General features: G+C 67.4%; 10 protein-coding genes and 1 tRNA gene. 10 read left to right on the plus strand and 1 reads right to left on the minus strand.

Annotated features, from left to right (window positions below):
• Positions 1 to 23 precede the first annotated feature (23 nt).
• The 7 genes from kdsA to thrC all read left to right on the plus strand — a co-directional run bounded on the left by kdsA (position 24) and on the right by thrC (position 7485).
• Positions 24 to 869 (plus strand): 3-deoxy-8-phosphooctulonate synthase, encoded by an 846-nt coding sequence (kdsA, locus tag ACVOMH_RS07545; RefSeq protein ID WP_481551522.1) that lies wholly within the window; start codon positions 24 to 26, stop codon positions 867 to 869.
• Between the two features lie 138 nt (positions 870 to 1007).
• Positions 1008 to 1084, plus strand: a tRNA-Arg gene (locus tag ACVOMH_RS07550).
• Positions 1085 to 1296: 212 nt separating this feature from the next.
• On the plus strand, positions 1297 to 2241 hold the full coding sequence (locus ACVOMH_RS07555) for a DMT family transporter (protein WP_481551523.1): 945 nt from the start codon (positions 1297 to 1299) through the stop codon (positions 2239 to 2241).
• A gap of 155 nt (positions 2242 to 2396) precedes the next feature.
• On the plus strand, positions 2397 to 2642 hold the full coding sequence (locus tag ACVOMH_RS07560) for a hypothetical protein (RefSeq protein WP_481551524.1): 246 nt from the start codon (positions 2397 to 2399) through the stop codon (positions 2640 to 2642).
• Positions 2643 to 2731: 89 nt separating this feature from the next.
• The gene (thrA, locus tag ACVOMH_RS07565; RefSeq protein WP_481551525.1) at positions 2732 to 5236 is read left to right on the plus strand and encodes a bifunctional aspartate kinase/homoserine dehydrogenase I; all 2505 of its coding nucleotides are present in this window, start codon (positions 2732 to 2734) and stop codon (positions 5234 to 5236) included.
• Positions 5233 to 6153 carry a homoserine kinase gene (locus tag ACVOMH_RS07570; protein ID WP_481551526.1) on the plus strand — a complete coding sequence of 307 codons (921 nt, stop codon included), beginning with the start codon at positions 5233 to 5235 and terminating at the stop codon, positions 6151 to 6153. The genes thrA and ACVOMH_RS07570 overlap by 4 nt, the downstream gene beginning before the upstream one ends.
• A gap of 33 nt (positions 6154 to 6186) precedes the next feature.
• Positions 6187 to 7485 carry a threonine synthase gene (gene thrC / locus ACVOMH_RS07575; protein WP_481551527.1) on the plus strand — a complete coding sequence of 433 codons (1299 nt, stop codon included), beginning with the start codon at positions 6187 to 6189 and terminating at the stop codon, positions 7483 to 7485.
• A 253-nt stretch (positions 7486 to 7738) separates the two neighbouring features.
• Here thrC and ACVOMH_RS07580 read toward each other — a convergent pair whose 3' ends face one another.
• Positions 7739 to 8497, minus strand: coding sequence for a Crp/Fnr family transcriptional regulator (locus ACVOMH_RS07580; protein ID WP_481551528.1), 759 nt, complete (start codon positions 8495 to 8497; stop codon positions 7739 to 7741).
• 112 nt (positions 8498 to 8609) lie between these two features.
• Between ACVOMH_RS07580 and hisS the strand changes: the two genes are divergently transcribed.
• The 3 genes from hisS to hisG all read left to right on the plus strand — a co-directional run bounded on the left by hisS (position 8610) and on the right by hisG (position 11446).
• Positions 8610 to 10016: a histidine--tRNA ligase gene (gene hisS / locus ACVOMH_RS07585; RefSeq protein WP_481551529.1), complete on the plus strand. Its 1407-nt coding sequence runs from the start codon at positions 8610 to 8612 to the stop codon at positions 10014 to 10016.
• Positions 10017 to 10192: 176 nt separating this feature from the next.
• Positions 10193 to 10519 (plus strand): YerC/YecD family TrpR-related protein, encoded by a 327-nt coding sequence (locus ACVOMH_RS07590; protein ID WP_057506336.1) that lies wholly within the window; start codon positions 10193 to 10195, stop codon positions 10517 to 10519.
• A 9-nt stretch (positions 10520 to 10528) separates the two neighbouring features.
• Positions 10529 to 11446 (plus strand): ATP phosphoribosyltransferase, encoded by a 918-nt coding sequence (hisG, locus tag ACVOMH_RS07595; RefSeq protein WP_481551530.1) that lies wholly within the window; start codon positions 10529 to 10531, stop codon positions 11444 to 11446.
• Positions 11447 to 11449: the final 3 nt, after the last annotated feature.

Raw genomic sequence — 11449 nt, forward strand, 5'->3', positions numbered from 1 at the left:
CCGGTGTTGAACAGGAAAGACAGATGAACGTGACGATTTCGGATGCAGTGGTGGTCGGCAACAGCCTGCCCTTTGTGCTGTTTGGCGGGCTCAATGTGCTGGAGGATCTGGACTCCACCCTGTATGCCGCCGAACGCTACGTGGAGGTCACCCATCGCCTGGGGATTCCGTATGTGTTCAAGGCGTCGTTCGACAAGGCCAACCGCTCCTCGATTACCTCCTTCCGCGGCGTCGGCCTGGAAGAAGGGCTGCGCATCTTCGAACAGGTCAAGCAGCGTTTCGGTGTGCCGGTGATCACCGATGTGCACGAGGTGCACCAGGCCGCGCCGGTGGCCGAAGTGGTGGACGTGCTGCAGATCCCCGCGTTCCTGGCCCGGCAGACCGACCTGGTTACCGCCATCGCCCGCACCGGCCGTGCGGTCAACATCAAGAAGCCGCAGTTCCTGAGTCCTTCCCAGATCAAGCACATCGTCAGCAAGATCCGCGAGGCCGGCAATGAGCAGATCATCCTGTGCGAGCGCGGCGCCCAGTTCGGTTACGACAACCTGGTGGTGGACATGCTCGGCTTCCGCGAGATGATCGAGGCCACCGGCGGCCTGCCGGCGATCTTCGACGTCACCCACAGCCTGCAGCGTCGCGACGCGGGGAGCGAAGCCTCCGGTGGCCGTCGCCGTCAGGTGGTGGAGCTGGCCCGTGCCGGCATGGCGGTCGGCATTGCCGGCCTGTTCCTGGAAGCCCATCCGGACCCGGACAATGCCCGTTGCGACGGTCCCAGCGCGTTGCCGCTGGCCGCGCTGGAGCCGTTCCTCACGCAGATCAAGGCGCTGGACGATCTGGTCAAGTCGTTCCCGGTGCTGGATATCGCCTGACAAACGGCCGGGGCAGGGCAGCCCCTGTGGTGGTCGTCCGTCCCGTGTGCCATGGCGCGCTTGCGCATATGCGCATCTGTTGCCGGCGCGTCCAAGGGGTGCCGGGCAGGCGAGGGTCATGCGACAATGCCGCGCTCAGGCTCCGTAGCTCAGCTGGATAGAGCGGTCCCCTCCTAAGGGACAGGTCGCACGTTCGAATCGTGTCGGGGCCACCATCTTCTCGCGTTGCCTGGCGCACCTGCCGGGCGCAGGTCGCGTCTTCTCCGGTGTACTTGCCGATGTCGTCTCGCTTCCCTTCCGTCTTCATCGCCCATGGTCCTGGCGGCCGTGGGCGTGGGGGTATGCGGCTGGCGCGCGTGCGCTTGGATCGATGGAGGCGCGTATGCGGCGGGATGGCGCCGAGGGTGATTGAGCAACGGGTGGGGCGATGAATCAGCGGATGCTGGGGGGTATCGCCAATGGCGTGGCGTCGGGGGCGTTGTGGGGGCTGGTATTTCTCGCACCGGCGGTGCTGACGGACTTCTCGCCGTTGCAGCTGGCCGCCTCGCGCTACCTGGTTTACGGGCTGATCGCCGCGATCCTGCTGTTGCCGCGTTGGCCGGCGCTACGCGCCCATATCGGCAAGGTCGAGTGGAAGGCGCTGACCTGGCTGAGCCTGCTGGGAAACCTGGTCTATTTCGTGCTGCTGTCCATCTGCGTGCAGTGGAGTGGCGGTGCGTCGGCCGCGCTGATCGTGGGCATGGTGCCGGTGCTGGTGGCGGTAGTGGGGGCGCGCGAGCCGGGGGCGGTGCCGCTGTCACGACTGGCGCCGGCATTGGCGCTGTGCGTGGCCGGCGTGGTGTTGATGGGGGTGGAAGCGATGGCGTCCTCGCATGTGCAGACGTCGTCGGCGCAGCGCCTGACCGGTCTGCTGTGCGGCGTCGGCGCGCTGCTGTCGTGGACGGCGTACTCCATCGGCAACACCCGCTGGTTGGCGAAAGTGCCGGCGGTCTCCGGGCATGACTGGTCGCTGCTGACCGGGGTGGCGACCGGCGGATTGGCGCTGCTGCTGGCACCGGTGGCGTTTGCCGGTGGCGGGCAGGGGCATTCGGGCGGGCAATGGCTCGGCTTCTGGGCGATGGCCACGGCCGTGGCGGTCTTCGCCTCGATCCTCGGCAACGCCTGCTGGAACCGGGCCAGCCGCGCGCTGCCGCTGACCCTGGGCGGGCAGATGATCGTGTTCGAGACCCTGTTCGGGCTGGTCTACGGCTTTGTGTGGCAGCAGCGCTGGCCGCTGCCGCTGGAGATCCTCGCGGCGCTCTGCCTGGTGGCCGGGGTGATCTGGAGCGCGGCCGCGCACCGTCCGGCAACCCCGCTCCCCCAGTCAGCCTGAGCATTCTGCGCATTTATCTGCCGACCCTCGTCCGGAATGCCGGCGGAGGATGCTGCCAGCGAGAGTGATCGTGTTTTCACGCGTGGTCGGATCGCCGGCGTTCATCGCACCTGTTTGCCGCCGCTTGCAGGATAGATGCGCGATGTTCGCGCTTGATGACATTTGCAACTTTTAGCCGCAGCTTCGGCGACGATGCCGACAAACGCTATTTTGCGTCGCAGCACTTGACAGGCTTCCAGCCGCTGGTGTCTCTTGGAGGCATGAACACCCCGCAGCCCCTCGCCCGCGTCCTGCCGCCGCCTTCTGGTGGCGCGTGCCGCGCATCCGGCCAGTGGCTGTCGATTACCACCACCATTATTACCGTCACCACTTGCCCGGTGCGGCCCGTCGTCTTCGCGTAATTTCCGAAAACCACGGCCCCGCACCCGGATCAGGATGCGGGGAAACTCCATCCAGATGCGTGTCGGGGCCTCCAGCCGAGGTTGATCCGATGTCGTCAGTTGCCGTTTTTCCCGCCGAACCCGTCTCGGACGCCGCCGTGCGCACCGTCGTGCACAAATTTGGCGGCACCTCGGTGGCCAATGCCGACCGCTACCGCCACGTCGGCCAGTTGCTGCTGGCGCGCGGGGAGGAGGAGCAGATCACTGTGGTCTCGGCGATGAAGGGGGTGACCGATGCGCTGATCGAGCTGGCGACGCTGGCCGGTGCGGCCGATCCGTTGTGGCGGCAGCGCTGGGAGGAGCTGCGCGCGCGCCATCGCGCCGCGGCGGTGGCACTGCTGGATGAGCACGCCGGCCCGACCATCGAATGGCTCGATGGCCGTTTCGAGCGGCTGGCCGACGTGCTCTCGGCGCTGGCGGTGATCGGCGAATTGCCGCGCGAGGTGCTGGAGCGCGTGCAGGGGATGGGCGAGGTGTTCTCCGCGCATCTGCTCGGTCACCACTTGCAGGCGCTGGGCGAGGAGTGCGAGGTGCTCGACGCCCGTGACGTGCTGGTGGTCGATCACAGCGAGCTGGGCGTGGATGTGGACTGGAAGACCAGTGCCGCCAAACTGGCCCACTGGCGGCAGCAGCATCCGGCGCGGCGGCTGGTGGTCACCGGCTTCGTCGCCCGCGACCGCAGCGGCCACATCACCACGCTGGGGCGAAACGGCAGCGATTTCTCCGGTGCGATCTTTGCCGCGCTGTTCGCCGCCGATGAACTGCATATCTGGACCGATGTCGATGGCGTGCTGTCAGCCGATCCACGGGTGGTGCCCGAAGCGGTGCAGCTGGAGTCGCTCAGCTACGACGAGGCCTGCGAGCTGGCCTATTTCGGCGCCAAGGTGGTGCATCCGCAGACCATGTCCCCGGCGATCAAGCGCGGTCTGCCGATCATCATCCGCAATACCTTCGCGCCGGATCATCCCGGTACCCGGATCAGTGCCGAAAGCGTCAGCTGCGGGCCGATCAAGGGCCTGACCCTGAGTGCGGATCTGGCGGTGCTGAACCTGGAAGGCACCGGCCTGATCGGCGTGCCGGGCACGGCCGAGCGGGTGTTCGCTGCGCTGCGCAATGCGCATGTGTCGGTGGTGATGATCTCGCAGGGCTCGTCGGAGCATTCGATCTGCTGCGTGGTCAAGCAGGCCGAGTCCGAGCGCGCGCGCAATGCCTTGCTGCAAGGCTTTTCGCATGAGCTGGCGGCCGGCCAGGTGCAGCGGGTGCAGTTGACCGGCGGGGTCAGCGTGCTGGCGGCGGTGGGGGACGGCATGGCCGGCCAGCCGGGCGTGGCCGCGCGGCTGTTCGAAGCGCTGGGCCGGGCGCAGGTCAATATCCTGGCCATCGCGCAGGGCTCGTCCGAGCGCAACATCTCCGTGGCCATCGACAGCGCCGATGCGACCAAGGCGCTGCGCGCGGCGCACGCCGGTTTCTGGCTGTCGCCGCAGACCTTCTCGGTCGGTGTGATCGGCCCTGGCAACGTCGGCGCCGCGCTGCTGGAACAGCTGCACAATTCGCAGGCGCAGCTGCTGGCCAAGGCCAGGCTGGATCTGCGGCTGCGTGCGGTCACCTCGCGCAGCCGCATGCTGCTGGACCAGCGCGGTCTGCGGGGCAACTGGAAAGCGGCGTTCGAGGCGGAGGCCGAGCCGGCGGATCTGGACCGGTTCACCGAACACCTGCTGTCCGCGCGTCTGCCGCATACCCTGATCATCGATTGCAGCGGCGCCCCGGAAGTGGCCGACCGCTACGCCGGCTGGCTGCAGGCCGGCATCCATGTGGTCACTCCGAACAAGCAGGCCGGCGCCGGCCCGCTGCCGCGCTACCAGGCGATCCGTCATGCGGCCGAGGCCAGTGGCGCGCGCTTCCGCTATGAAGCCACGGTGGGCGCGGGCCTGCCGGTGATCACCACGCTGCGCGATCTGGTCGATACCGGTGACGAGGTGACGGCGATCTCCGGCATCTTCTCCGGCACGCTGGCCTGGCTGTTCAACAAGTACGACGGCAGTGTGCCGTTCTCCGGACTGGTCACCCAGGCCCGCGCGATGGGCTACACCGAGCCGGATCCGCGCGATGACCTGTCCGGCGTGGACGTGGCGCGCAAGCTGGTGATTCTCGCCCGCGAGGCCGGCTATCCACTCAGTCTGGAACAGGTGACGGTGGAGAGTCTGGTGCCGGAAGCGCTGCGCCAGGCCAGCGTGGAGGAATTCATGGCGCGTCTGCACGAGGTGGATGCCGCCTTCGGGCAGCGTCTGGCCCAGGCGCGTGGCCGTGGCAATGTGCTGCGCTATGTCGCCACGTTCAAACCCGGGCAGCCGCCCAGCGTGGGGCTGGTGGAACTGGCCACCGATCACGCCTTCGCCAACCTGCGCCTGACCGACAACGTGGTGCAGTTCACCACCCGTCGTTACTGTGACAACCCGCTGGTGGTGCAGGGCCCGGGGGCCGGTCCAGAGGTCACCGCGGCCGGAGTGTTTGCCGATGTGCTGCGGGTGGCGGCGGGCGAGGGGGCACGGCTGTGAGTGACTGGGTACGCGCGTTTTCGCCGGCGTCGGTCGGCAATGCCGCGGTGGGCTTCGACATCCTCGGGCATGCGATCGCCGGGGTCGGGGACACGGTCGCGGTGCGGCGGATCGCTGCGCCGGAAGTGCGGATCAGCGCAATCCGCGGCACCACGCTGGATCTGCCGCTGGATGCACCAAGCAATACCGCCGGCGCGGCGCTGATCGCCTTGCGTGAGGCCTTGCAGCTGCCGTTTGGTTTCGAGGTGGAAATCGAAAAGGGCATCCCGCTGGGCTCAGGCATGGGCGGTTCGGCCGCGTCCTGCGTGGCCGCGCTGGTGGCCGCCAATGCGCTGCTCGACCAGTCGCTGTCGCGCGAGGCGCTGTATCCGTTCGCGCTGAGCGGCGAGGCGGTGGCCAGCGGCGGCCGTCATGGCGACAACCTGGGCCCGATGCTGCTGGGCGGGCTGGTGCTGGCCACGGCCGACCGGCTGGTACGCATCCCGGTGCCGGCGCAGTGGCACAGCCTGCTGGTGCATCCGGATGCGGTGCTGGAAACCCGCCGTGCGCGCGCGGCCTTGCAGGGCGCTTATGAATTGAAGGAGTTCGTCACACAGAGCGCCAATCTGGCACTGGTGCTGGCCGGCTGCCATGCCGGTGATGCCGCGCTGGTGCGGGCGGGGTTGGCCGATGTACTGGTCGAGCCGCGCCGGGCGCCGCTGATCGTCGGCTTCGAGGCGGCCAAGCAGGCGGTATTGGCCGCCGGCGCGATGGGCGCCAGCATCTCCGGCGCCGGCCCCAGCATCTTTGCCTGGTTTGAGACCCGCGAAGCGGCGCAGGCGGCAATGGCGCCGGTGCAAGCGGCCTTCGCCGCGGCAGGCTTCGACAGCCAGGGCTGGGTGTCGCCCCTGGATTCACCCGCCGCCACGCTGCTCTGAGTGCATCACTCTCACTTCTTCAATGGAACTGACATGAATTTCATCTCGACCCGCGGCAGCGCTCCTGCCGTCAGCCTGAGCCAGGCCATCGCCGCCGGGCTGGCTCCCGATGGCGGTCTGTATGTGCCACAGCAGATGCCGGCCCCGCGCGCGTTGCGGGCGGGCAGTTCGCTGGCCGCCACCGCCGATGCCCTGTTGCAGCCGTTCTTCGCCGATGACCGGTTGGAGGCCGAGCTGCCCGGCATCTGCGGCGAGGCGTTCGATTTTCCGGTACCGCTGCAGGCGTTGGCCACGCCCAATGACCATGTGCTGGAGCTGTTCCACGGGCCGACCGCCGCCTTCAAGGATTTCGGCGCCCGCTTTCTTGCCGCCAGCCTGTCGCGGCTGCGTGCCGGCCAGTCGCGTCCGTTGACCATAGTCGTGGCGACCTCCGGCGATACCGGGGCCGCGGTGGCGGCCGCCTTCCACAAACAGCCGAACCTGAAGGTGGTGGTGCTGTATCCGGATGGCCGGGTGTCACCGCGGCAGGCGCACCAACTCGGCTGCCTGGGCGACAACATCCGCGCGCTGCGGGTGGCCGGTTCCTTCGATGACTGCCAGGCCATGGCCAAGCAGGCACTGGGCGATGTCGAACTGCAAGCGCAGGTGCCGCTCAGTTCGGCCAACAGCATCAGTCTGGGCCGGCTGTTGCCGCAGATGAGCTACTACGCCCATGCCGCGCTGACCCACCAGGCCGTACACGGCACCGCGCTGAATTTCGTCATTCCCACCGGCAACCTCGGCAACGCGATGGCGGCGGTGATGGCCCGCGCGCTGGGCGTACCGCTGGGACGGATCGTCCTGGCCACCAATGCCAACCGGGTGCTGCCGGACTATTTCGCGGGCGGGCAGTACATGCCGCAGGCCAGCGTCGCGACCTTGGCCAATGCGATGGATGTCGGAGCGCCCAGCAATTTCGAGCGGCTGCACTGGCTCTACCGCGGTGACGATGTCGCGTTGCGTGCGGCCTTTGTGTCGCGTCCGGTGGATGACGCCACCATCCGCGACACCATCGCCGCACGGTTCAGTCGTTTCGGCGAGGTGTTCTGCCCGCATACCGCTACTGCCGTGCAGCTGCTGGAGCAGTTGCGTGCCAGTGGTGAGGCCGCTGCCGGAGAGCACTGGGCGGTGGCGGCCACCGCGCATCCGGCCAAGTTCGAATCGGTGGTCGAGCCCTTGATCGGACGTGAGATTCCGGTGCCGCCGGCGCTGGCGGCGTTGCTTGAGCGACCGGCCCACGCCGATCCGATCGAGCCGGACTACGCCGCGCTGCGCGCGGTGCTGCTCGGGTGATCGCAACGGCCGCGTTGTCCACATCCGGTGTGGAGCGCAGCCGGGACAGCCTGTGGATAGAGGTCCGTCAGCCTAAGGCTGGCGGGCCTGCCCATTGTCATGGTGAAAATTTGGCCAGTCGTGATGCCGGCAGGGCTCCGGGTTTTCCACAATCGATGTGGACCGGCGCCGGAAGAATCTGTGGATAAGCGCGGCGATCCCTTGTGCGGCAAGGTGCGCAGACAGGTTGGCCAATAAATGACCAGTGCGGCATTCAGCCCAGGTCGTCGCTGGCCAGCTTCTGCAGTCCGGCGAAGTCCAGGATCTCGACCACGTTCAGATGCGGCAACGCGATCAGGCCCTGCTGGCGCAGCTTGGTGAACGTGCGGCTGACCGTTTCCATGGTCAGGCCGAGATGGTCGGCGATATCACTGCGGCCCATCGGCAGGGAGACGCGATTGCCGATCTGGCCCAGCTGCGCTTCGCGCGCGGCCAGCCGCAGCAGGAAATCGGCCAGCCGCTCCGGTGGCTGCAACCGGGCCAGCGCCAGCGCGTTGTCCTGCGCCGCGTCCAGCTCCTGGCAGGCGCGCTGCAGCAGCTTGCGCTCCAGGTGCGGATGGCGCAGGCGCACGTCGCGCATCTGCGTCACCGGCACGCGGCACACGCGGCTGTCGGCGATCGCCTCGATGTCGTAGCGATGATGGTCGCTGCCACTCAGGCCGACATAGTCGCCCGGCAGCACGAAACCGCTGACCTGGCGGCGGCCATCGGCCAGCGTGCGGACCAGGCGCAAGGCGCCCTCGGTCACGGTATAGACATAAGTACGTGGCTCGCCGGCGCGTGCCAGCGTGGTGCCCAGTGGAACCGGTTGGGATACCGTAATGTCTTCCAGCGCCTGCACTTCATCGCAGGACAAGGCCGAGCACACCGACAGATGCCGGACCGAGCACTGCAGGCATTCGCGCGCACCCGCGCGTTCCGCAGAGGAGGACGCCGGGGAGGATTGCTCGGAACCTGGGAAGGGCCGGGACATGGCTTCGGTGAGGGGAAAGATGGCGTGAATGATACTTCATGCGGCCAGCAGGGGCGGGCTGGCGCTAGAATTGGCGGTCGTCCATCCCCACCGAGTTGCAGGAGTTTCGCCCGTGATCAAGCCCCGTACCCCGCCCGGCATCATGGAATTGCTGCCGCGCGAGCAGATCGCGTTCCAGCGCATGCTGGACGTCATCCGCCGCAACTACGAGCGCTTCGGGTTCCTGCCGGTGGAGACGCCGGTGTTCGAATTGTCCGATGTGCTGCTGACCAAATCCGGTGGCGAGACCGAGCGCCAGGTGTATTTCGTGCAGTCCACCGGCGCGCTGGCCAATGCCGCCGAATCCGGTGACAGCGGCCTGCCGGAAATGGCGCTGCGTTTCGACCTGACCGTACCGCTGGCCCGTTACGTGGCCGAGCACGAACACGAACTGACGTTCCCGTTCCGCCGCTACCAGATGCAGCGCGTGTATCGCGGCGAACGCGCCCAGCGGGGCCGTTTCCGCGAGTTCTACCAGTGCGATATCGATGTGATCGGCAAGGACGCGCTGAGCATCCGCTATGACGCCGAAGTGCTGGCGGTGATCCACGCGGTGTTCTCCGAACTGCGCATCGGCAATTTCGCCGTGCAGCTGAACAACCGCAAGCTGATGCGCGGTTTCTTCGAGGCACAGGGTGTAGCTGATCCACAGCAGCAGGCGCTGGTCCTGCGCGAGGTCGACAAGCTGGACAAGCGGGGCGCCGACTATGTGCGCGAAACGCTGGTCGGTCCGGACTTCGGTCTGCCGGTCGACGCGGTGCAGCGCATCTTGGCCTTCGTCGAGGTCCGCTCCAGCTCGCATGCCGATGCGCTGGCACAGCTGGATGCAGTGTTGGCTGCAGCCGGTGAATCGGCCAGCGAGTCGCTACGTACCGGGGCGGCCGAGCTGCGCGAGGTGCTGGAGCTGGTCAAGGCGCTGGGCGTGCCGGAAAGCGCCTATTGCCTGAACTTCTCCATCGCCCGCGGTCTGGATTACTACACCGGCACCGTCTACGAGACCACGCTGCTGGATCACCCCCAGATCGGCTCGATCTGCTCGGGCGGTCGCTATGAGGACCTGGCCAGCCACTACAGCAAGTCGCGGCTGCCGGGTGTGGGCATCTCCATCGGTCTGACCCGCCTGTTCTGGCAGCTGCGCGAAGCCGGCCTGATCGAAGGTATCGGCGAATCCAGTGTGCAGGCGATGGTGGCGCTGATGGACGAGGCGGCGATGCCGCATTCGCTGGATATCGCCCGCCGCCTGCGCGCCGGTGGCATCAACACCGAAGTGCAGATGGAGCCGAAGAAGGTCGGCAAGCAGTTCCAGTATGCGGCCAAGGCGGGCATCCGCTTCGTGGTGCTGGCCGGTGAGGATGAACTGGCGCGGGGTGTGGTTGCGGTCAAGGACCTGCTGCGCGAGCAGCAGTTCGAAGTGGCGCGCGAGGAGCTGGCCAGTGCCCTGCAGGTGGAGCTGGAGCAGACCCGCGCGATGGCGCGCTGAGCTGTCGCTATTCCGGTTTGATCCAAGGCCCCGCATCGCGGGGCCTTTTCTTTTGCGGCGCCGGTACGGCGCGGCCGCCCGCCTGGAAATGAACGGCGCTGCCCTATCGACCTCTACGGGTTTGACCTGGCCTGCGGCACGTAATAATGTATTAGCACGCTAATACATTGATACAAATGAAGCCGCGCATCGATACCGAAAAAGACAAGCCCTCCGACGCTCCCTTGAAAGCGTTGGCGCGCGCGTTTGCCGCGCTGGACAAGCCGCAGGAGGTGCAGGCTTTCCTGCGCGATCTGTGCACCCCCGCCGAGCTGGAGGCCATGGCCGACCGCTGGCGGGTCGTGCCGCTGCTGCGCAAGGGCGTTCCCTATCGCGAGATCTACGACCTGACCGGGGTGAGCGTCACCACCATCGGCCGGGTGGCGCGTTCGCTCGAGCACGGCAGTGGCGGCTATGCCACCGCGATCGAGCGTATTGCCGCGCGCAAAACCGAATCCAACTGAGAACCGACCATGAGTGCTTCCCCCACCGCGCCGGCGCGTGACCGGCTGCGTATCGCCATCCAGAAGAGCGGCCGTCTGGCCGATCCCGCGCGCAGCCTGCTGGCCGCCTGCGGCCTGAGCTGGCGGCAGAGTCGCGACAAGCTGTTCTGCTTCGGCGAATCGCTGCCAGTGGATCTGCTGCTGGTGCGTGATGACGATATTCCCGGCCTGATTGCCGATGGCGTCTGCGATCTGGGCGTGGTCGGCCTCAATGAGCTGGACGAACAGGCCAAGGCGCGCCGCCAGCTGGGTCTGGCCGATGCCTACCGGCCTTTGCGTGGGCTGGGCTTCGGCGCGTGCCGGTTGATGATCGCCGTGCCCGAGGACTGGGACTGGCAGGGCGTGCAGATGCTGCAAGGCAAGCGCATCGCCACCAGCTATCCGGCCATTCTCAGCGCCTGGCTGCAGGAGCAGGGGGTGGACGCGCAGGTGGTGGAGCTGTCCGGCTCGGTGGAAATCGCCCCGAAACTGGGCACAGCCGAAGTGATCTGCGATCTGGTCTCCAGCGGCGCCACGCTGGCGGCCAACCAGCTCAAACCGGTGGAAGTGCTGCTGGAAAGCGAGGCGGTACTAGCCGGACCGGCGCACACGCTGGATGACGCCCGCGCCGGGCTGATGGCGATGCTGTTGCGCCGTCTTGATGGTCTGAGCAAGGTGCAGGACCAGAAGCTGCTGATGTTCAGCGCCAACGAGGACCGCATTGATGATCTGACCCGGCTGCTGCCCGATGCGACGCCGCTGCTGCGCCTGCCCGGGGCGGGCGAAGGCGCGGCGGTGCGCCTGCAGACCATGTGCACCGGCACGCTGAGCTGGCAGCGTCTGGAAGAGCTCGAGCGCGCTGGCGCGCAGGGACTGATGGTGCTGGCGGTGGAGAAGTCACTGGTATGAACG

This window comes from Stenotrophomonas sp. STEN013 (assembly GCF_056760355.1).

Coding starts and splice junctions, on each gene's coding strand:
- hisG (WP_481551530.1), top strand. CDS start 10,529: ATGAGTGCTTCCCCCACCGCGCCGGCGCGTGACCGGCTGCGTATCGCC.
- thrA (WP_481551525.1), top strand. CDS start 2,732: ATGTCGTCAGTTGCCGTTTTTCCCGCCGAACCCGTCTCGGACGCCGCC.
- ACVOMH_RS07580 (WP_481551528.1), bottom strand. CDS start 8,497: ATGTCCCGGCCCTTCCCAGGTTCCGAGCAATCCTCCCCGGCGTCCTCC.
- ACVOMH_RS07590 (WP_057506336.1), top strand. CDS start 10,193: ATGAAGCCGCGCATCGATACCGAAAAAGACAAGCCCTCCGACGCTCCC.
- thrC (WP_481551527.1), top strand. CDS start 6,187: ATGAATTTCATCTCGACCCGCGGCAGCGCTCCTGCCGTCAGCCTGAGC.
- ACVOMH_RS07555 (WP_481551523.1), top strand. CDS start 1,297: ATGAATCAGCGGATGCTGGGGGGTATCGCCAATGGCGTGGCGTCGGGG.
- ACVOMH_RS07560 (WP_481551524.1), top strand. CDS start 2,397: ATGACATTTGCAACTTTTAGCCGCAGCTTCGGCGACGATGCCGACAAA.
- kdsA (WP_481551522.1), top strand. CDS start 24: ATGAACGTGACGATTTCGGATGCAGTGGTGGTCGGCAACAGCCTGCCC.